The sequence below is a fragment of the Butyricimonas paravirosa genome (assembly GCF_032878955.1).
Lineage (GTDB): Bacteria > Bacteroidota > Bacteroidia > Bacteroidales > Marinifilaceae > Butyricimonas > Butyricimonas paravirosa.
On sequence record NZ_CP043839.1, the window covers coordinates 1,610,823 to 1,633,860 of the forward strand.

Annotated in this window: 16 protein-coding genes; 13 read left to right on the forward strand and 3 right to left on the reverse strand. The window is 42.6% G+C overall.

Annotated features, from left to right (window positions below; translation table 11 throughout):
* Window positions 1-9: 9 nt before the first annotated feature.
* Complete coding sequence (locus tag F1644_RS06835; protein ID WP_118305721.1) at window positions 10-3,120, reverse strand: SusC/RagA family TonB-linked outer membrane protein; 3,111 nt, start codon at window positions 3,118-3,120, stop codon at window positions 10-12.
* 835 nt (window positions 3,121-3,955) lie between these two features.
* On the opposite strand from F1644_RS06835, the gene rhuM reads away from it, so the two are divergent.
* The 4 genes from rhuM to F1644_RS06855 all read left to right on the forward strand — a co-directional run bounded on the left by rhuM (window position 3,956) and on the right by F1644_RS06855 (window position 9,762).
* Complete coding sequence (gene rhuM / locus F1644_RS06840; RefSeq protein ID WP_118305720.1) at window positions 3,956-5,359, forward strand: RhuM family protein; 1,404 nt, start codon at window positions 3,956-3,958, stop codon at window positions 5,357-5,359.
* Between the two features lie 16 nt (window positions 5,360-5,375).
* Window positions 5,376-6,143 carry a response regulator transcription factor gene (locus tag F1644_RS06845; protein ID WP_189021516.1) on the forward strand — a complete coding sequence of 256 codons (768 nt, stop codon included), beginning with the start codon at window positions 5,376-5,378 and terminating at the stop codon, window positions 6,141-6,143.
* 95 nt (window positions 6,144-6,238) lie between these two features.
* Window positions 6,239-7,597 (forward strand): Fic family protein, encoded by a 1,359-nt coding sequence (locus tag F1644_RS06850; RefSeq protein ID WP_118305733.1) that lies wholly within the window; start codon window positions 6,239-6,241, stop codon window positions 7,595-7,597.
* 104 nt (window positions 7,598-7,701) lie between these two features.
* The gene (locus F1644_RS06855; RefSeq protein WP_118305719.1) at window positions 7,702-9,762 is read left to right on the forward strand and encodes a HelD family protein; all 2,061 of its coding nucleotides are present in this window, start codon (window positions 7,702-7,704) and stop codon (window positions 9,760-9,762) included.
* On the opposite strand, the gene F1644_RS06860 is transcribed toward F1644_RS06855, so the two are convergent.
* Together F1644_RS06860 and F1644_RS06865 are read right to left on the reverse strand one after the other, a co-directional pair.
* The gene (locus F1644_RS06860; RefSeq protein ID WP_118305718.1) at window positions 9,752-10,228 is read right to left on the reverse strand and encodes a YbaK/EbsC family protein; all 477 of its coding nucleotides are present in this window, start codon (window positions 10,226-10,228) and stop codon (window positions 9,752-9,754) included. The genes F1644_RS06855 and F1644_RS06860 overlap by 11 nt on opposite strands.
* A gap of 115 nt (window positions 10,229-10,343) precedes the next feature.
* Window positions 10,344-10,655, reverse strand: a complete 312-nt coding sequence (locus tag F1644_RS06865) for a hypothetical protein (RefSeq protein ID WP_087421638.1) — start codon at window positions 10,653-10,655, stop codon at window positions 10,344-10,346.
* A 178-nt stretch (window positions 10,656-10,833) separates the two neighbouring features.
* On the opposite strand from F1644_RS06865, the gene F1644_RS06870 reads away from it, so the two are divergent.
* The 9 genes from F1644_RS06870 (at window position 10,834) to F1644_RS06910 (ending at window position 22,875) form a co-directional block, all read left to right on the forward strand.
* Complete coding sequence (locus F1644_RS06870) at window positions 10,834-11,883, forward strand: tyrosine-protein phosphatase (RefSeq protein ID WP_118305717.1); 1,050 nt, start codon at window positions 10,834-10,836, stop codon at window positions 11,881-11,883.
* A gap of 45 nt (window positions 11,884-11,928) precedes the next feature.
* Window positions 11,929-13,398, forward strand: a complete 1,470-nt coding sequence (locus F1644_RS06875; protein WP_118305716.1) for a bifunctional metallophosphatase/5'-nucleotidase — start codon at window positions 11,929-11,931, stop codon at window positions 13,396-13,398.
* A 308-nt stretch (window positions 13,399-13,706) separates the two neighbouring features.
* A complete protein-coding gene (locus tag F1644_RS06880) occupies window positions 13,707-14,252 on the forward strand; it encodes an RNA polymerase sigma factor (RefSeq protein ID WP_087421635.1) in 546 nt (181 codons plus the stop codon).
* An 11-nt stretch (window positions 14,253-14,263) separates the two neighbouring features.
* Complete coding sequence (locus F1644_RS06885) at window positions 14,264-14,851, forward strand: Spy/CpxP family protein refolding chaperone (RefSeq protein ID WP_087421634.1); 588 nt, start codon at window positions 14,264-14,266, stop codon at window positions 14,849-14,851.
* A gap of 71 nt (window positions 14,852-14,922) precedes the next feature.
* The gene (locus F1644_RS06890; RefSeq protein ID WP_087421633.1) at window positions 14,923-15,216 is read left to right on the forward strand and encodes a hypothetical protein; all 294 of its coding nucleotides are present in this window, start codon (window positions 14,923-14,925) and stop codon (window positions 15,214-15,216) included.
* A 27-nt stretch (window positions 15,217-15,243) separates the two neighbouring features.
* The gene (locus F1644_RS06895; RefSeq protein WP_118305715.1) at window positions 15,244-18,081 is read left to right on the forward strand and encodes a TonB-dependent receptor; all 2,838 of its coding nucleotides are present in this window, start codon (window positions 15,244-15,246) and stop codon (window positions 18,079-18,081) included.
* A 21-nt stretch (window positions 18,082-18,102) separates the two neighbouring features.
* A complete protein-coding gene (locus tag F1644_RS06900; RefSeq protein ID WP_087421631.1) occupies window positions 18,103-19,290 on the forward strand; it encodes a DUF4876 domain-containing protein in 1,188 nt (395 codons plus the stop codon).
* Between the two features lie 26 nt (window positions 19,291-19,316).
* Window positions 19,317-20,903: a DUF6850 family outer membrane beta-barrel protein gene (locus F1644_RS06905; protein WP_147344519.1), complete on the forward strand. Its 1,587-nt coding sequence runs from the start codon at window positions 19,317-19,319 to the stop codon at window positions 20,901-20,903.
* A 31-nt stretch (window positions 20,904-20,934) separates the two neighbouring features.
* Window positions 20,935-22,875 carry a 4Fe-4S binding protein gene (locus tag F1644_RS06910; RefSeq protein WP_087421629.1) on the forward strand — a complete coding sequence of 647 codons (1,941 nt, stop codon included), beginning with the start codon at window positions 20,935-20,937 and terminating at the stop codon, window positions 22,873-22,875.
* The last annotated feature ends 163 nt before the right edge of the window (window positions 22,876-23,038 follow it).

A 23,038-nucleotide genomic window follows, 5' to 3' on the forward strand; every position in this document is an offset into this window, starting at 1 on the left:
CATTCATCTTTAAAAATTAAACGAAAGCCCTGCCTCCATACTCCGGGCAAAAGGATAGGCAATTCCTCGCTCGGACCGAATCGTCGATGCCCGGAACACGTCACGCATGGATGCTTGAATCTTCAAACTACTTAACCCTATTTTTTTGATCCATCCGTCATAGAACTCGTATCCCACGTAAATGGATTCCAAGGTTAACACGTTCTCTTCCTGCACGAAACGGGAAGACATCGGGGTCGTCTCCGCACTGGCAATATCCTTGAAATGCACGATATCCCCCACTTCCTGCCAACGCTCGTACAACGCCCGCTTATCCTGATTCTTATTCAGATCATTTCTCGAAATATTTTCCACCTTGTTATAAAGAGCCTCGTTAAACACGTCCGCCCCCATCTGGTAACGGAAATTCAAACTCACGGAGAATCCTTTCCAGTTCAACGATGAACCGATTACACCCTCCACGTCCGGACGGGTATTCCCGCAAATCACCTCGTCATCATACGAGAAATCGTACGTGTAACTCCCGTCCTTGGCATAGAACAATTCCTTCCCGTTCGAAGGATCAATCCCTGCGGACCTTACCGCCCAAATGTCATCCGGGTCTGCCCCATCATAATACCTCACCGTGTTTTCTCCCTTTCCACTGGCGTTCAACGTGGAGAGCTTGTTCCCGATCTTGTCAATCCGGGTTTTCTGAGTTCGCACGTTCGCCCGCACCATCCACGAGAAACGCTTTTCGAAATTCTGGAAAATATAATAGGATACCGATGCCGTCAATCCCTGTGACACCTGTTCTCCCGCGTTAGTCATGTAAGTAGATGTCCCGGAAGAAAGCGGTGTACTTACCTTGATCAACAACGGGTCGGTCACCTTGTAATAGTAATCCGCCGTCAACGAAAAGCGTTTATTAAACAGCGTCACGTCCAAACCGATATTCTTATCCACCGTGATCTGCCATTCCAAATCGGGGTTTCCGATCTGCGACAATTCCGCCCCAATTCCGAAATAGTTCATGGAGCCAAACTGGAACGAGTAAGTCAACAAGGATTGCGCGGAGTCAAAACTCTGGTTCCCCGGATTTCCTATCGAGGCCCGCAGTTTCAATATATTAATCCATGCCACGTGATCCATGATAAACTTCTCCTTGTGCAAGTTCCAGCCCAACCCGACCGACCACGTCGTGTTGTATCTCCGGGAAGTACCGAAAACCGATGAACCACTCGTCCGCAAACTGAAATCCATCAAGTAACGATCGTCAAAAGAATACCCCGCATTGAAATAACCGTTCACGGAACGGGAAACCGACTCGTAATATGCAGGAGTCCCGTATTCCGGGTAACCGTTCGAAAAAGAGGGGTAAGAAAAATCTCCATCCGGGAATCCTACCGCAGAATACCCCTGTGTAAGCGATTTATTGCTGGAAATATTTCCCCCGGCAACCAAATTAATCCGGTGTTTTCCCAGTACTTTCGCATACGTGACACTTAACTCCGCCTCAACCTGATTTGTTCGGACGTTATTTGAATGAAACTCTCCCTTTTTAGTAGTTTCCACGTTCTCATATCGGGTGTCATTCCGGGAATAAAACTTCTCCGTGTCATCATTCCCGTAAGTCAATCCCAACCGGGCACGTACCCGCCATTCAGTTGTGGGGAAATATTCCGCCATGAAATAATTGCTCAACAAGAGATTACTCCCCTTATCCCGACTATTTTGGCTCGCGTTCCACAGCGGGTTCGAAGCTTTGAAGTAATCATTATATTCCAACCATTTATCCACCGTTCCCTCGTCATTATATTTCTTGTAATAAGGATTCGCAGCAGCATACGCGCTGAATGCCACGATCGGGTTCTTGAAATGAGTTGAGGTCAACGAGAATTTGTTCGAGAACTGGAATTTCGACATCCGGTAAATCAAGTCGATATTGCCACTGACCACATCCCGCTCCGACTTTTCCATCACCCCGGAAATCCCGTTATACCCCGCTCCTAAACCGAACAGGAAATTCCCTTCACCTCCCTGCACGTAGAGTGAATGTTTCTGGTTCACTCCCACACGTAAAGGTTCTGCCAACCAGTACGTGTTTACACCGCTTTCGATTCCCTTCAATTTCTCGTTATACAAACGGGTCAATTCCACCTCGTTCGTCGTGGACCAAGTCGTAGGGTCGTACCTTCCTGCCAATCGTTCAAATTCCAGTTTTTCCCTTGAATTCATCAAGTTATAACTCGATAAATCGGGCATCGAGAGATTCATATTTCCGGTATAGCTCACCTGTAACTTCCCCGCTTCCGGTTTCACCGTTTCCACCACGATCACCCCGTTAGCCGCCTTTGAACCGTAAATTGCCGTGGAGGCCGCGTCTTTCAAGATCGTGATCGACGCCACCCGGTTTATATCCAGATCATTAATCGCTGCCAACGTTGACTCGAAACCATCCAGGATAAACAACGGCTGGTTCGGGTCGGCATCCAGCTCGTCCCGTAATCCCAACATGCTCGACTTCCCCCGGATTTCCATGTTCGGCAAGCGGTTCGGGTCAGAACCGAACTGGTTATCCTCGATAATGGCGAAAGCCGGGTCCAAAGTCTTCAAGCTTTGCAGGACATTCTGCGTACCCATCGTTTTCAACTCGGCAGCCGAGTAAGTGGCAGCCGATCCCGTGAAACTTTCCTTCTTACGAGTGAAGATACCCGTCACCACCACGTCTTCCAGTTTCACGTCCTCTTCCCGCAGCACGATCGTCAACTCCTTTTGTTCCGCCCCCACCTTCAACCGGGGAATCTTCACGATCTCGGTCTTCATCCCGATAAAGGAAACTACCAGCGTGGCCGTGTCAGCCGGGATCAACAACTTGAATTTCCCGTCCACGTCCGTGGCCGTTCCCATCGACGTTCCCCCCAAACGTACCGAGACTCCTGGTATCGGTAGCTTCTTCTCGTCCACCACTTTTCCCCTCACTTCCCGGCTCGCCACACGGGTGGAATCCACCGTTCCGGCCCTCGTCAATAGCGGGAAGCTCAACAATAAAATCATACATAACCGGATTGTCACGGTTACCGTCCTTCGGTCCGACAGTAACTTTCGCTTAAAAACTTTCCTGTCATAAGTTTTTTTCATAACTTTGATTGTTAATTAATTGATAAGATTGATTACACAAAGGGATGGTATTCAAAGTTTTCCAGGCAGAGGATACCTCCCTCTTCTATTCTTCCGTTGCTTTTCTCAACGTACTTTATTTTAATTATTCCATTTTATTCTCATATCAGTCAAACGATTACAATTCCGCTCCATCATGACAACGACGGCACAACAAACTACCCCCTTGCCATTCAAGACAAGGATTCTATAAAAACTGATGAAGAAATTGAAAGATCTGGACATTCCCAATTCACAACACGAATGTTCGTCACGCCGATCTCATTACAAATTAGATGGTTGCTCTACACCACTCGTCTAATAACAAAGTCAAAAGAATTATTAAAGCCGGATTCCCCCTTTTACACGCAGAGATACAATTACGATTTACCTCCATAAGCCTTTTTTATTAAAGATTAGGACGAAAAAAAACGGTTCCGCCTGTCCCGTTGTCTAACACCTTCAGCGGTTGTGGGTGCATTAACACTCCACACGGGGGTTCGGAACCGCCGTATGGAGTTAACAGGCAAAAAAAATGCCCGCTACGTAGTGGCAGGTTTCCCTCCCGCTGAATATGTTAGACATCACAAATATAGTAACATTTTTACAAAAAACAAATATTACTCCATAATTTAACAGACCAAAATAAAACAACATAGCAATATTTACTACTTCCACAAAATAATCATATCTTATTCTTTAAGGCACAAAGAGAATTTCATAACTTATCATTATATTTGCACTATACAGCACATGAATGAAAAGGAATAATTTCAATCCACATATTTCCTTAATTAACCATATCAAATTTCGTAACATGGAAGAACACAACAATATATCACGAATGCAATCCGACTTTGAGCAAATCAAGAAACAATCAGAGGATGGGAAAGAGTATTGGACTTCAAGAGAATTGTGTTCTGCGATGGGATATAGCACTTACCAAAAATTTAGCCGCATTTTAGACAAAGCTATTGAAATAGCAAAAAGTAGAGGCATGAATATGAACGACCATTTTAACCAAACGGTTGAAATGGTTAAGCTGGGATCGAATACTTATAGAAAAGTAGAAAACTTTCATCTATCACGCATGGCTTGCATGATAATTACAGAAAATGCAGATTCTAAAAAACTTTTAGTACAGGCTGCAAGAGACTATTTTAAACAACAAATACAGACGTCTGAACTAATTTATAATCATTTATCTTCCAATATATTAATATATAAAACTCCACAAAACAAAGTTCATGTTGAAGTTGTATTCAATAGTGAAACTTTTTGGATGTCTCAAAAAAAGATGGGAGAACTCTATGGAGTAGATACTCGAACCATAAATTACCATTTACAACAAATATATGAATCGGGAGAACTTCAACAAGAAACAACTATCCGAAAAATTGGGATAGTTCAAATCGAGGGAAATCGAGAAGTCAACCGTCCACAAATGTTCTATAACCTTGATGTCATCATCGCCGTTGGCTACCGAGTGAACAGCTATCAAGCCACACAATTTCGTATTTGGGCAACCAGTGTATTAAAGGAATATCTGATAAAAGGCTTTGTTTTAGATGACGAGCGTTTAAAACAAGGAAAGCATTTTGGTAAAGATTATTTTGATGACTTATTAGAACGAATCAGGGAAATAAGAACTTCAGAACGCAGGTATTACCAAAAAATAACTGATATTTATGCAGAATGTAGTGCTGACTATGACTCAAAATCAGAAATAACTCAACACTTTTTCAAAATGGTACAGAATATGATGCATTGGGCCGTAACTCACCAGACCGCCGCTGAAATAATCTACACAAGAGCTGATGCTGAAATGCCTCATATGGGACTAACAACTTGGAAGAACGCTCCAGACGGACGAGTACAAAAATCCGATTCTGTTATTGCTAAAAATTATCTATCCGATAAAGAAGTATCGCAACTAGACCGTCTATCAAACGCATTTCTTGACCTGGCTGAAATACGAGCAGAACGCCACCTAATAACTACAATGTCTGACTGGAAAAATCGTTTAGACAATTTCCTTTCGATGAATGATTATGAAGTATTACAAAATGCAGGAAGTATATCAACAGAAGAAGCCAAGGAAAAAGCATACGCTGAATACGACAAATTCAAATTAATACAAGACAAAGAATATCTTTCTGATTTTGATAAAGAAATAAAGAATTGGAAGGACAGAGGGCTATTTGATAACGAAAATCAATGAACAGAAATATTTTAGCATGAAACCAACCAATATTTCCCGGGAAGAAATGTGGGCCAGACAGCATTTATCAATACATGACATCGATTATGCCGTGTGGGAACGGGATAAAGCCATGCTCCACCAGACGGCAAAAGTAAGTCAGAGCTGCACGTTTGTTGTTGATGTTTACAAGAGTAAGTATGTATATGCCTCCTCTAACTTCGCAGATTTACTAGGATATGATGCAAACAAAATTGCCACATTGGAAAGGCAAGGAGATTACCTAGAATCCCGGTTCCATCCGGATGACTTCGATCAATTGGTGGATTTACAGATCAAACTGGGACAATTTATTTATAGCCTACCCTTGGAACAACGAAACGACTATTGTAATATATACAGTTTCCGGGTACGTAACACCAAACAACAATATGTAAGGGTAACCAACAGATTGCAAGTTTTGGAACAAGGACTTTCAGGAAAAGCATGGCTCATACTAGGTAACATGAGTATTTCTCCGGATCAGAAGAATTCAGAACACGTTGACTGTACCGTTCTCAATCTCAGAAACGGAGAACTATTTTCCCCGACATTATTATCCTCCCCGACCATCCACCTGACAGAACGGGAAACGGAAATATTACACTTGATTCAAAAAGGCTTACTAAGCAAAGAGATTGCCAACAAACTCCAAATCAGTATTCACACGGTAAACATTCACCGTCAGAATTTACTACACAAACTGGAAGTACAGAATTCTATCGAGGCAATCAACAAAGGGATCGAATTAGGGCTATTGAAATAATTCGTATTTGTCGTCATTTCTGTTGACTAAACAGCTACAAAATAGTATCTTTGTAAGAAATAAGAATCATGATCTCTAAAGCTAATATCAAGTTTATGAATTCCGAGACAAACCGCATAGAATACAAACAAGAACTCACTGATGATTTAGAAAAAGAAGCCGTAGCCTTTCTCAATTACCCGGAAGGAGGGGTACTCTATATCGGAATTGAAAAAACGGGTACAGCAATCGGAGTTATTGATATTGATAGCGATATGCTCAAAATCAAAGATCGTTTGAAAAATAACATTACACCATCTTGTATGGGGTTATTTGATATAGCGACGGAAAATATTGATTCTAGGGATGTAATAAAAATTACATTTGCCAGTGGTCCGGAAAAACCTTATTATATAAAAAGGCTTGGAATGTCAGAAAAAGGCACATTCATCCGAGTCGGGACAGCTGCAGAACCAATGCCTGTAAAAATGATTGAATCACTCTTTGCCAAACGAATCCGGAACTCTATTGGCAAGATAAAATCACCCAATCAGAATCTTACTTTTGAACAATTAAAGATATATTATGAGGGTGCTAACAAAGCATTAAATCAACAATTTGCATCAAACCTTGAATTGCTCTCAGAAGAAGGACAATATAATTACGTGGCTTATTTATTAGCCGACTTGAATGGAATGTCTATGAAAGTTGCCAAATACGAAGGGGTTGATCGGGTAGACCTAATGGAGAATAATGAATATGGTTATTGCTCGTTAGTCAAAGCGACCAAGCAAGTATTAGATAAAATCAACGTGGAAAATAAAACCTTAGCAAGAATTACCCCCAAAGAACGAGAGGAAAAAAGATTATGGAATTCCGTCGCCCTACGAGAAGCGGTAATTAATGCCATCGTACACAACGATTATACTTCAGAAATACCTCCTAAATTTGAATTTTTTGATGACAGAATAGAAATCACTTCATTTGGAAGTTTACCACAAGGCATGACCGAAAAAGAATTCTTTGAAGGATATTCCGTACCCCGCAACAAAGAATTGATGCGAGTATTCAGAGATTTGGATTTAGTCGAACATCTAGGCTCCGGAATCCCCCGTATTTTAAGGAGTTACGGAAAAGAATGTTTCAAATTCACAGAGAACTTTTTACGCATGACATTCCCAGCTTTAGAAAAGGTTACCCCCCAAGTCACCCCGCAAGTCACCCCGCAAGTTACCCCGCAAGTTACCCCGCAAGTCAAAGAACTTTTAAAAGTATTGACGGGAGAGATGAATCGTTTAGAACTACAAGAACAACTAAATCTTGTAGATAGAGAACACTTCCGGCGAAGTTATTTAAAACCTGCACTAGAATGTGGTGTTATCGAAATGACAAAACCAGATAAACCCAACAGTAGATCTCAAAGATACCGCCTAACAGAGCAAGGGGAACAAATAAAGAAAGATTACAATAGATAAATCAAACTCATTGAATAGCTATAAATAACTATTTTCCCCTCCACGTTGTTGCATTAACTTTGTTCCTCTTTTCGCACAATTTTAATTAAAACAACTAGGAGTCTATGGTATTCAACAAAACGGAAGAACAGGAAAAAGAATATTTACGACAGATTATCAACACGATAAACGATTCGATCAATAACACGGACAAATCCGTCAAGGAACACGTTGACACGTTACAAGAGTACAAAGAATATCTGTGGTCGAATAAAGACATCGATCCACACGAGATACGCTCCATGAGAGAAAGCATCCTACGTCATTTTGCAACAGGTGAGAGTGTCATTGATAAACGCAAACGCCTTGGAAAGATTCTGGATATTCCCTATTTCGGACGAATAGATTTCACGGAGAGTAAAGAGAGATGCGGAACAATGGCATTATATATCGGGATTCACACGTTCTATGATCCCGTAAAAAAAGCCAACCTAATCTACGATTGGAGAGCGCCTATATCCAGTATGTTTTACGACCACGAACTAGGGAATGCGTCCTATTCTTCCCCCTCCGGAGAGGTTGACGGAAACATTTCCCTCAAACGACAATATCGTATCCGCAAAGGTAAGATGGAGTACATGATCGAGAGTTCATTGACCGTTCACGATGATATCCTGCAAAAAGAGCTAAGTTCTAATGCAGACGATAAAATGAAAAATATCGTGACCACGATACAACGGGAACAAAACCGGATTATCCGAAACGAAGAAGCACAAGCGCTCATCATTCAGGGAGTGGCAGGATCAGGGAAAACATCCATAGCCCTGCATCGTATCGCTTATTTACTTTACACGCTAAAAGGGGAGATTACCTCAAAAGATATTCTGATCATCTCCCCGAACAAGGTTTTCGCCGACTATATCTCGAACGTCCTCCCGGAACTCGGCGAAGAAACGGTTCCTGAAACCAGCATGGAGCAAATCCTTTCGGGGATTCTTGATCACAAATACAAATATCAAAATTTCTTTGAACAAGTAACAGAACTACTAGATAAACCGACACCAGAATTTATTGAACGGATTCAATACAAAGCCTCCTTTGATTTCATCTCGCAATTAGAGAAGTTTATTCTTTACATGGAGAACAACTATTTTAAAGCAACAGATGTCAAACTGACCAAACATATTACCGTTCCGGCCGAGTTTATCGATGAACAATTCCGACGGTTCAATCGCTACCCGATGCGCAAACGTTTCGAGACGATGACGGATTATATCTTGGAGATGATGGCCTTAAGACATTATTTCAAAGCGACAACCGCCGAGAGGAATCTACTGAAGAAGGAGATACAAAAGATGTTCTCCAGAAACAGCGACATCCAAGTTTACAAAGACTTCTTCGAGTGGATCGAGAAACCCGAAATGTTCAAAATGCGCAAGAACCGTACCTTGGAATACGCAGATCTGGCCCCCTTGGCATATCTCCACATAGCGTTAGAGGGCTCTCCTACCCCTTCTCGGGTCAAACACCTCTTGATTGACGAAATGCAAGATTATTCGCCGATACAATACAAAATCATTCAGAAACTTTATCCTTGTCGGAAAACGATTCTCGGGGATACCTGTCAGTCGGTCAACCCCTACGGGTCATCAACAGCCGATATGATTCAGAAGGCATTCATCACGGGAGAAGTGATGAAACTCTGCAAAAGTTACCGATCCACGTTCGAGATCACGAGTTTTGCACAAAGAATTCAAACAAACGAGGAACTGGAAGCCATCACCCGACACGGGGAAAAGCCAACCATTCTCTCTTTCAAGAACCCGGAAAAAGAACTTTCCGCTATCTCGGAATTAATTACCACATTCAAAAAGTCAACTTACAAATCATTGGGGATAATATGCAAAACCGAGATGCAAGCACAAGAAATCACAGAGGAACTCAAATCGTACACGGACAACCTCTATTTCCTATCCCATCAGAGTACGGCTTTCGCCAAAGGAATCATCGTCACCTCATCCCACATGGCGAAAGGATTGGAATTCGATGAGGTAATCATTCCACAAGCGAGCAGTACCAACTACAACACGCTTATAGATAAAAGTATGCTTTACGTTGCCGTGACAAGAGCCATGCACAAACTAACCATCACGCATTGGGGCAAACCCAGTCGATTTATTCCTTAGACCAATCCTTGCACACGTCAATCCACTCCCGGGAACGAGAACAATCCTCCAGTTCTTTGATAGATAACTCAACCGCACTGTTACTCGTCCCCGCGGCCGGGTAAACAATATCAAAGCGTTTGAGCGAAACATCCAAGAATACACGAGTTTTCTCCGGAATAACAAAAGGGCAAACTCCCCCGGGCGCGTGTCCGACATATTGTTCCACCAACTCTCCCGGAATCATTTTCGCTTTTTGATGAAAATATTCCTTGTATTTTTTATTATCAATCCTCGCATCCCCGGCCGTAACGATCAATATCGGCTCCTCCCCCAACAGGAAAGACATCGTTTTAGCAATACGCTCCGGCTCACATCCCACGGCAACAGCCGCTTCTTCCACGGTGGCACTCGATTGGGCCAATTCATGCACCCGTTGCCCTAACCCCAGGCTATCAAAATATTGTTTTACTTTTTCCAGTGACATAACAATTCCTCAGCAATTATCGTCTAGCAAAGATAAAGTAAAAATAATTGTAATAGAAGTAATCTAAAAATAATCCCGGGCTTGAGACCCGGGATGAACTGCAAAATCCAATTTATTACTTTTGAGAAGTAATTTCAGCCAATAAAAGAGTCTTATCAGACTGTTTCTTCACGTTCACGATGATTTTCATTTGTTCAAAGAATCGTTTTATTTTCTCGTCAATACCGGAGACATAAATCATTTTTATACCGCAGTCCACTAACCACTGGATAAAATAATTCATATTCCGATTTTTCACTTCACTATTCTTTATAGAAACGACTTTATCATCTTCTGTCGTAATTGTAGATACTTTAATCGCCTTTTTCCCGATGTTTTCACCGAGGTGGCAGAGTTGGTTATCTTCAAAAAACAAAGCTGCTTTCATAACTTTATTTTAATGGTTTATATCATTGTTATCACAAAAATCACACCAGAATTATACGAATGAAGAACAATAAAAGTTTATTTTTATTCTTTAATATATCACGGGTTTTCTAAAGAATTTTCCCATCTTTGTAAAGATCAGGAAAATAAACACCGACACGATTAATATTTGTAACACGATGAAAGTAATTTATGTCATTCTGACCACGACCGTAGTGTGCTGTTCATGCAAGAACACGATGCAACAGGAGACTGCATACGAGGGAAAGGATATTTCAGGAATCATCCGGATTTCCATCGATAAGGATACGAAAGTGTCCACGCTAACTATTGAGACAAACGGGAAATGGGCGCTCTATTCCGGTTCTTCCGTGGATAATATCGATTTTTCAAACCCGATAGCCAAGCACCCGGAACCAGAAGGACAAGATTATAACCGAATCACCCTTTCCTCTCTCTCAAGGCGTTATTATCAACTCATTACGGACGAAGGGAAAGCAACCGTCGCGGAAAGACATCTGCCGATGGCAGGAGGTTACAACTTCAGAGATCTAGGCGGGATAAAAACAAAAGACGGACGATTTGTCAGGTGGGGAAAAATCTTCCGTTCCGACGATTTACACAAACTGACAGAAGATGATCTGAATTATTTAGCCAGTATTCCCCTCAAAAGTATCGTGGATTTCAGAGGGGAAGAAGAACAGAAATTTGCCCCGGACAAGTTACCCGTGTCAGTAGTAAACGAATTCAAATTGCCCATCGATCCGGGAAACGTGATCTCCTTAATGGGATTGACCGATCTTGACTCGACACAGATGGATAGCATCATGATGCGCATGAATATTCTCTTCGTCACGGACAAAGATTTTATCGGATATTATAAAGAATTTTTCAAGCTATTGCAGCAAGAAAAAAATCTCCCCCTCCTTTTTCACTGTTCTGCCGGGAAAGACCGCACGGGTATGGGAGCTGCTCTGATATTATATGCCTTGGGGGTTGATGAACAAACCATCATGGAAGATTACCTCGCCTCTAACGTTTACTTGAGTGATAAATATGCCAAAGAGATCGCCATGAACCCAAACTTGAAATCCGTACTCTCCGTCAAGAAAGAGTTTCTGCAAGCCGGACTAGACCAGATCAAGACAACACATGGTAGCGTGGAGAAATTCTTGGAGACAACTCTCGAAGTGGATATTCCGGCATTTCGGAAACAATTCCTGTACTAAGAATTCCACTTTTAAATTATCTTTGTCGCTTGAAAATACAATGATATGAATCACGATTATTTCAAGCTACATATTTCCGTGCTTTCAAAATTGCACGTGTGCATGGTCTTATCATGGATCATATTACTCTTCGGTTGTCAGAATACAGGGGAAAAAGAGATCGTGATCATATCCACCAATGATATACACGGGAGAATCGAACAATTCCCAAAACTGGCCACTTTCGTGGAACAAATAAAGGCAAAACATCCAAACGTGATTCTAGTGGATGCCGGGGATCGATTCACGGGGAACCCGTACGTGGACCATGCAAAAGAAAAGGGACTACCTGTTATCTCATTAATGAACGACCTAGGTTACGAGGTCGGAACGCTAGGAAATCACGAGTTCGATTTCGGACAAAAAACTCTTCGGGCCAGAATAAACGACGCAACCTTCCCGATCGTCTGCGCTAACATCAATTCCTCCCGGGGAGAACTCGACAGTATCCCTCCTTATTATATTATCAAGAAAGACGGTATTAGACTCGGTTTTCTAGGCCTTGTACAAACGGGGGCTGACCATATACCAAGCGTCAACCCGGAACAATTGAAGGACATCACTTTCGACCATTATCTCGATAAGGTAGCGGATTACAGGTCACTAAAGCAACAATGTGACGTACTAATCGGTCTCACGCACCTTGGGGTTGACGAGGACTCCACCCTAGCCACACGAATGCCGGAACTGGATATAATCATCGGGGGACATTCCCATACCCTCTTAAAAACCCCGAAAGAAGTAAATAATGTCATGATCGGTCAAACAGGCCTCAAATTGCAATATGCCGGTCTGACCATATTAAAATTCAAACAAGGCAAGCTCTCGGAACGCTCTTACCAATCCTGCTTGATTGACACGATTACACGGATTGATTCTTCCATGACACAAAAAGTTAAATATTTCATTGATCAACCCAAGTTTAAAGAAGTGATCGGGGCAACCTCTCTCCCATTCAAATCTCAAGAGAGCATCGGAAACATCGTGACAGATGCAATGACACACTCAACGGCATCCGATTTTGCCTTTTACAATCAAGGCGGCATTCGTCTTTCCGAACTTCCCCAAGGAAACATCACACTAGAAACCATTCTCTCCATAGAACCTTTCGGTAACCATATTGTCATTCACGAATTGTCTTTGAGCGATATAAAAACATTAATACTCAATCATTTCAATCAAGAAGACCGCATAATAGACCTGTATGTATCACCCGGAAGTTACACGATTGTCCAAGACGAACAAGGAAAAGGAACAGATGTCATTTTTAAAGACCGTAACGGCAGACCACTCGTCAAGAAAGCCACGTATAAAGTTGCATTAAATAACTATGTAAGTGTCGAATATGACTTCCCAGGTAAAGGGAAAGGGCTACACACAGACATTTCAGTAGTAAATGCCATGATTGATTTCATCCGGACAAACACACCTCTCTCCCCGACAGACAAACGCACTTATCTATCATCAGTTAAATAACACAATCGCAAGGTAGGCCTCACACGGTGCAGGAGTTAAACATTTTCCTCTATTTTAAAAAACGTTCATTTATTGATCTCAAATGTAGTAAAAATATTGAATGTTCAAAAAACAATGTTCATTTTTAATATATACTGATTGTCAGTAATCTGCATTAAAGGACTTGTGTTTAGATAATTATCCGGCATCCTTTTTTTAATGTATCATTTATTGAACGTTTTATGATATTACAACAAATGTTGTAATGCCATTTACCTGTATGGATTGAGTGATATTTCCCCGGGCGGGAAGTGCGATAAAATCTTGGAATGGGCGAGAAAGAGATGATAAAAGCGATACTTGAAGGTGACCAGAAAGCCTTTAAGTTATTGGTTGACACCTATCAGGTGATGGTTGTCAACACTTGTCATGCTTTCATACACGATCGGGATGAGGCGGAAGACATTGCCCAGGACGTGTTTATCCAAGTCTTCGAATCTTTAGGTAAATTCCGGTTTGAAAGTAAATTATCCACGTGGCTATACCGGATAGCAGTGAACAGGTCTATTAATCACTGCAAATCCCCCAGAGGGCGGGCCATAAAAGTCGATATAGAATCATGGAAACAACAAGAGGTGGCACAATCGGTTGAAATGCCACAACAACAGTTATTGGAAGAACAGGAACAACTGGAATTATTACACCGGGCTATCGACCGACTTCCTGAAAATCAACGCACGGCGCTAATTTTAAACAAGTATGAAGAACTTTCATACAAGGAAATTGCAGAGGTCATGGGGATTACTCTCTCTTCCGTGGAATCGCTTCTTTTCCGTGCGAAAAATAATCTTGAGAAAATATTCAACACGAAATAAAAGACATTGTCATGAAAAAGATAAATAAAAAATATTTGATTTACTGGGTAAACATTATTCTGCTAATGTTGAATACGGCACTCCTCGTATTCTTTTGTTTTACCCCCGAAAAAACAATCTATAAGAATGAAGACTCCACCATCTCTAATGAATTCCTTCGCAAAGAATTAGATTTCACGGATGAACAATATAAACTCATTAATGAATTGGATTCAATCGTCTTGAGAAGGCATCAAACCGTTTTAAAATTACTCTGTCAAAGACGCTATCAGATGTTGAACGAACTGGCAAAACCCAACCCTTCCTTGGAAGAGCTGAACAAAATTGCCACATCCGTGGGGCATTTGCATAAAGCATTGAAGACACAAACGGCCCGACATTTACTCAATATAAAAAAGGTATGCACCCCGGAGCAATCAAAAAAACTCGAAAAAATGTTCATCGATTTATTGGAGATCAACAAACATTGTGCGGAATGTGCAGAAAAATGCACGGATCAAGAAAAATGTAAAAGATGCCCTAAGTTTCACCACTACAAGAACATAGAATCCGATTCTCTAGAAATAAACAGGGATTCTACAAAAAATATCACAAAATAATGAAAAAAAGTATCTTGCCAGCGCAAGTTTTTAAAATGAAGTCTGTCATATAACCAAAGAGAGAGAAAATCATGAAAGTTGAAGAGATCATCGAGAAGGACAAGGTAAGGGAAGTACGTGAAGACTTTTATAACGGGATCATGGAAAAGATGGCCCGGAATAAAATGGATGATGCCGGTCCCGTGATCCGCAAAAGACACCTAGGCATGAGCATTGCCGCGGGAATTGCACTAGGCATTCTGGTGGGCAGTATACACCACCACATGCACAAGACCGATCGGCAAGTGGCGATGCAGGAGTGGCTAGGAAAGTATAATATTAACGACACTAAACTTGAATGTATTGAGGACAGACTTTTTAATTAAAAACAGCTAAACCTACAAGATCTTACTATGAGTTTGAAAAAATTGTTTTTTTTAAGCACGGTTATCTTTTTGATCGGGCATATGAACCTGTTTGCCCAATCTGAAAAGGTCAACCTATCCGGAACGATACAAGACGCAAAATCCGGTGAAACACTACCCTTCGTCGTGGTCAATATCAAGGACTTAAACCTATGGACCACGTCTGACATTAACGGAAAGTTTTCTTTTAAAGACGTAAAAAAAGGCGAATATACCTTAACGGCATCCTGTCTCGGTTACAAAGATTATGAAATGAAAATTAATCTGAGTAAAAATATTGAAAAATACATCCTAAAATTAGAGGAACAAACCCTGGCATTGAAAGAAGTCACCGTGACCGCAACAGCCGGAAACAAACTCAACAGTTCTTCCTCTATAAAAAAAGCGGCGTTAGAACACGTGCAAGCTTCCAGCATCGTGGACGTGATGCAATTGTTACCCGGATCGCTGACCGTCAATCCAAACTTGAACGACATCTCGAAACTGACTATCCGTGACGTCACGGGGAAAGACGCCACCAATGCTTTCGGGACTGCCGTGATCGTTGACGGGGCACGAATGTCAAATGACGCCAATATGCAAATGGCCTCCACCGCCTTGTCAACCCAAGGAATAAGCACATCAGCCGGAACCGGTATCGACGCCCGCCAGATAGCTGTCGATAACATCGAGTCTATCGAGGTAATCCGGGGAATCGCTTCTGCCGAATACGGGGACTTGAACTCGGGAGCCGTGATCGTCAAAACAAAGGCAGGAAAATCACCTTTGGAGGTTCGTTTCAAGACAGACCCGAAAATCAAACAGGTCTATGCCGGTAAAGGTTTTGCCTTAGGAGAAAATAAAGGATTTCTAAATATTGACGCTGATTACGTGCAATCGCAGAATGACATTCGTACCCCGGCAAAGTCTTACAACCGATTGACCGCCCAAATCGGTTACTCCAACGTGTTCAACCCGCAGGGAAGAGCCTTTAGCCTAAACGCTAAATTTAAAGGTTTGACCACCTTGGACAAACAAAAAAGTGACCCGGACAAGCAATCCGAAGAAAAGACAAAAGTCGAGAATCAGGAAATCAGCTTGAATATATACGGTAACTGGATGATAAACAAGGCGTGGCTAACCAGTCTGAAATACACCGTGGCCGGTTCCTTGGGAAAACAATATAACTGGGACCACGAACAACATACAACCGTCGGGGCCGCCAACACGAATTCCATGGAATCCGGGGAACACGTGGCAGGATTCCTCCCCTACGAATATTATAGTGATTTGAAGATCGAGGGAAAACCCGTTTACGCACAAGCTAAGTTAACGGCCAATATCTCCGGGAAATACGGAATTTTCTACAATAATTTCATGCTAGGTGGCGAGTGGAGTACGAAAGGAAATGAAGGAAAAGGGAAGAGTTTCGACCCGAACAACCCACCGACCCAGAGCATACGTCCCCGCTCGTTCAAAGACATTCCCTACATCAATGAATACAGCGGCTTCGTCGAGGACAAAGTAAAAATCGAAATGGGCAAAAGATCATTAGAACTTTCTGCCGGAAGCCGATTCACCAAGATTGACACGAAAGGAGCTGATTTTGATGTAATCGTGGACCCTCGTTTTAACGCTCGACTGACATTATTTGAGAATCGCTGGAACAAGAAAGGTTGGCAAAACCTGAGTATTCGTGCCGGATGGGGGATCCAGCATAAAATGCCGACACTTGCTTACTTGTACCCGGACCCGGCCTATATCGACAAAGCCAGTTTCTCGTTCAAAGATGATGCCAACAATTACAAATTGGCCGTGATTACCACCAATGTTTTCGAAACAGACAACGACCGTCTGAAAATTCCGAAAAGTAACAACTTCGAGATCGGCGTGGACTTCAAGGTTCTCAGCGTCAATGCCAGCCTAGCCTACTTCAAGGAAAAACTGACGAATGGATATAACCAAGCCGGTTATGCCGTTCCCTATCAATATAGAGAATACAATTACAGTTCCAGCCTAACCCACCCGGAATACGTGAACGGGGAAGTCGTGGAAAACGGAACCCCCGTGGGTTACCGTACCTTACAAACATTCGGAGTTTTCCAACGCCCGGATAACGGGATTACGACCGATAAATGGGGTATCGAATACTCCCTTGATTTCGGAAAGATCGACGTGATCAAAACATCAATTCTCGTGGACGGAGCATTTTTCCACACCAAAACATTCGACAATAGTCTCAAGATGAGTTATGAAACCCGATATATAAATAATGAACCTTATCCCTATGTCGGCCTATACGTGGGTGGGAACAACGTCGGAAACGGGAATCTCTATCAACGTTTGAACACGAACTTACGCCTCGTGACCCACATTCCCCAATTACGTCTCGTTTTCACGTTAGGAGCCCAATGCGTGTGGATGGATAAATCGAAAGCCTTATCCAAATACCAGGGCCAATGTCTGGCTTACATGAAAGACGACGACGGAAATATTGTCGAAGGAAATGTCGAAAAAGACAAAACCTACAACAAGTATATTAATCCGGTAGCATACATGGACCGAGAGGGTACAATCCACCCGTTCACGGAAACAGAAGCAAACGATCCGGTATTCCAACACATGATCAAAAGCGGTAAATCCACCTATTTCGTGGAAGACTCCCTTGACCCGTACTTCATGTTGAATCTGCGCATGACGAAAGAAATCGGAAGATTTGCCTCTCTTTCTTTCTATGCAAACAATTTCACGAACGCCAAACCTTGGAGATATTACAAATCCAGCGGTTCCGACTTTAGAGTAAACAGCGACATCAGCTTTGGTGCCGAAATCAGTCTGAAATTTTAACGGATTAAAAAAGGAATAAAGATGAAAACATATCATATACTTACGCTTCTGGTCGTATTCCTTTTCACGGGATGTCTGAAAGAAGAAAAAATGAGTATCGGAGCCCTGATCAAGGTGAACATGCCGGAAGGTTTTGAAAATACCAGCCCGGAAGGGATTGATGTGAAATTATACAGTACTACGTCAGGTCTGACCTACACGAGCAAATGTGATGCCTCCGGTATCGCCACGTTCAATGTAGAATACGGTTTCTACGAGGCAGTAGCTCAACACCGGGAAAGGGGAGAAAACACCATCGACATCTTTAACGGGAGAATGGAGCGAATTGTACTGAGTGAAAGAACAAAAGATGGGGATACCTACACGATAAACCTAACTCACGCCAAATTACAGCAATTAATCATCAAAGAGATTTACTACGCAGCCTGTAAAAAAGATGACGGAACGAATTACACGAAAGACGCTTACATGTCAATCTACAACAATTCCGACGAAATCGCCTACCTGGATAGTCTTTGTATAGGAACCGTAAACCCTGTCACAAGTAGCAGTCCAAGTAACTTCACCAAACCGGACGGAAGTTTATGGGATGAAATTCCGCTATTCATGATGGCATGGCAATTCCCCGGAACAGGTACAGACTACCCCTTACAACCCGGGGAAGAAACGATTATCGCGCTTAATGCCATCAATCACGTGGATATCGCCTCGCAATCCGTGGATCTTTCCAAAGCCGATTTTGCATTCTGGGACCCGCTGTTAACAGGAGCATCCGTCCCCGCTCCGGGAGTTGAACCCTTAAAAATGCTCTGGAGAAATAGTGGCACAGCATTCACGATCAGTTTGACAGGCCCGGCCATGGTGATATTCAAAATTCCGACCACCGTAGCTGAAAGTGCACAGGCTTACGCCGAAGATCCCGGAAATCTTCAACTGGATCCGGTAAAACCCAACGCCTCTCAAAAATTCCTAATGATTCACAAAGATTGGGTAATCGATGGAGTTGAATGCGTGACGAGTGCCAGCAAAGCCAACAAACGAATTCCCAACAATATAGATGCCGGATTCACCTATATACCGACAAGTTACCTGGGCAATTCCGTTTGCAGAAAAGTAGATGAAGTTGTCGATGGCAGGACCATATACATGGACTCCAACAATTCCAGCGAGGATTTCGAAGTCGTTCCGAATACATTAAAAAACAGATAGACAAACTGTATCTAAAAATGAAGATTATGAAATTCAAAAAAATATATACACTTGGTCTGGGCCTACTCATTGCCGGGATGTCGGCAGTAAATGCCCAAACCCAAGACAACGAGAAGATTTTTTACCGAATGGATCGGGTCAAAGCGAACAATCCTTGGACGAAGTCTTTAAACTACGCTGGATTAACATTCAACGAAAATCAGGATTTCACCATCGTAGAAGTCGATTTTCAATATGGAAAAGGTAGTCTCAGAAATGTAAACGCCCCCACGGCATTCAATAAAACGAACCTGCAAACAGAATCCTTCCGAAGATTGAATAAAGTATTCTTCTACGGGAAGTTCAGTTTTGACTACATGAACCGCCTGAAAATGGGATGGTGTAACGTTATCAACCCGTACCGCTCCCCAATATTCTTTGCAGACAGTATGCCGGGACGTCAGACTATGGAAACTTACATCTTGGAAGGTGGAATCGGTTATATGATTGGAAAGCGCTGGAGTATTGGGGCCAAAATCGATTACCTGACCGCCAGTAATGCCAAGAAGAAAGACGCCCGAAACAAGAACACGTACATGAACCTAAAAGTGTACCCGGGAGTGGTTTACCGTTCCAAATACTTGAACTTGGGACTGAACTTCATTTACCAGAAAGAGACGGAGAACATTGACATCAGGACAATCGGAACAGGCCGAACACCGGAACTTCTTTCCGTCGAGGGATTATGGTTCTACACGTCGGAACAGGTAAGTTCAAGCGTAAGCATCATCCGGGACATTCGGGATGAAGCGCTAGGAGGCGCCGCACAAGTGGAATTCCATACCCACCGAACCCGATTCTTTAACCAATTCTCCATGCTGGAAAAGAAACAGGAGATTTTCAAGGCGAATTATAACAAAGAGCGCGGAGGCGAAATGAAACAACGCGCATACAATTACACCGGAGCCTTCAACGTCAGCGGAGAAAAGTACAACCACTACATTAACCTGCAAGCCGATTTCTCCAATATGTTAGGCTACGAGAACATCCAGCAAAAGGAAGTCATAAACCAAAATAGTACCTGGACACAATTCGGGAAAAAGAATAAATCTTCCATCGAGTCTACCGTTTATGACGCAAACTATAACCTGTTCCGCAATCGCACCGCGTATAACAGTTGCTGGAACGCACAAATCGGGGCTAAAGGCTTTTACGCCGAAAGGGTATATCGTCTATATCCGGCTAAATTCCAACAAATATTGAGAAACACGGAAGGTTATCTTTCATTCGAGAAGAATTTCCTTTTCAAAAAAGGAATGTTGGATTGCGGCATAAACGGGGCCTACACCATCGGGGGAGGCACGATGTTAAAAATGAAACAGGAATCCGAAACCGTCTTACCGAATATCGACGAATACCCGCAACGGAAAGATTTACTGGAACAGGAATTCGAGTATATCACATCGGACAAAATAGCCGGAGGAGTAAACGTTCGCTACACTTATTTCCTCAACAAGGAAAAAGGAATGAACTTGTACGCTATCGGCAATGTCAATTACAAAAAGTCCACCAGCGGCCTGTATGACGGTAAAGACTGGACAACGTTGCAAGCCACGATAGGACTATCATTCTAGGGGATCAAAAACAACAAATATCAAAAAAGAAATGAGCAAGATTAAGAAAAACTTATGGAGACATGTACTGCAATTGGGTGTAATTGCGGTCATTGCCGGATTTATTCTGAAAGTATTTTTCGGGGGAGCGCCAGCCGACGTCGAGGCCTATTGCCCGTTCGGGGGACTGCAATCTCTCGTAACCTACTTGAATTCAAACACACTGGCATGTAGCATGTCGATCGTACAGATCATGATGGGGGTAACCCTGGCAATCGGCGTTATTCTTTTCAGTAAACTGTTCTGCGGTTATCTCTGTCCCTTAGGCACGGTAACAGAATGGATGGCCGTTTTACGCAAAAAGATGAAGATAAACATCAACATCACCACGGGTTCAGTCGTCGACAAAATTTTAAGAGCGATCAAGTATATCCTGTTATTCTGGATATTCTACATGACGATTTCAAGCAGCGAACTATTCTGTAAGAACTTTGACCCGTACTATGCTATCGCAACCGGATTCAAAGGCGAACTTACCGCGTGGATGGCGTTAATTTCCATCGCTTGCCTATTTCTAGGCAACTTGTTCATCAATATGTTCTGGTGTAAATACATCTGCCCGCTCGGAGCGTTGAGCAACGTGTTCAAATTCACGCTCACGTTCCTAGGCTTATTGATACTTTCATTAATTCTAGGCTATTTCGGCCTACCGATGCAATGGTACTGGTTACTCGGTGCAAGCTGCGTGATCGGTTATATCTTCGAAATCGTGTACCACGAAAGCAAGGTATTCCCGTTACTCCGCATCACTCGGGATGACGAGAAATGTAACCATTGCGGTTTGTGTAGCAAAAAATGCCCGCAACAAATTGACGTGGCCAATCTGAAAGTCGTGAAAGACATCGATTGTACCTTATGTGGCGAATGTATGGGAGCATGTAATAAAAATGCTTTACAGATAAACCGTAAACCGGCATTCCGATGGTTACCCGCAATTCTAGTCGTTGTTCTCTTCTTCGTCGGGCTGTGGATGGGTACCCATTGGGAATTGCCGACTATAGATGAACGTTGGGGAGACCCGGCAAAATTGGAACACTTGGAATCCTTCGAACGCGACGGCATGAGAACCGTGAAATGTTTCGGTAGCTCCAAGGCATTTGCCGCACGAATGAAAAACGTTCCGGGAGTTTACGGGGTAACGACTTACGTGAATCGATTCGCCGTCGTGGTTTATTATGACCCGAGTGAAACGAGTAAAGAAAAAGTAGAGAACGCCATGTTTACCCCGGTAAAACGGAAACTGAATACGCCTCCTGCCGGAGTGGAACAATTAAAAATAATCACCTTAGGCGTTGAAAAACTATTCGACCAAATGGACGTGACGTTCCTAGGAAACATCATCCGTGAAAAAGAAGGTTTCTATGGAATACAAACCGAATATGACTGCCCGGTAAGAGTGAAATTATTCATGGACATCAATAAACCGATTGATAAAAAAGAATTAAGAAGTATCGTCGAAACCCGTGAATTCGAGATGCCGGTGCATGGTGGTGGAGTTAAGAAGATCGAATGTGACTACGAACTGGTAAACATCTCGAATCAAGTGGACACGATCGGTCGTCAGGCATTCCTCGAGATGATGTTCCCGGCAACCAAATCTCGTTTTCAAATTGCCTTGAAGAAATACGGGGAAGACGCCGCCACGGCAGTTTACGAGATGCCCTATCCGGGATTGGATAAACCGTTAGTTCAGCGTCAGGTTCCCTATTTGGGAAGTTTCCTTTCAACTCAAGATGGAGTGATGGAATTCGCCACGGCTCTGAACGGTGACATCCCGGTTATCCGAATCACGTACGTGAAAGAGGTTCTGGATGATGAAAAAATCTGGGAGATTCTTCAAACCCCAAAATGGAAAATCCATTACACGAACGGGACAACCAAAGAGATTGATGCTACTCTAACCTTTAAAACACCGGGTAAAACCGTTGAATGAACAACCGTTTTCGTGGGGCTTCCAAAAAGTCAATTTTAAAAACTACCCCCACCAGCTCCCCCTTGCACAGGGGGAGAGCTGATTACCAAGCGTTTTCTCCCCCTGTGCAAGGGAGAGTTAGTGGGGGTAGTTGATAAATACAAATACGACTTTTAACACATCC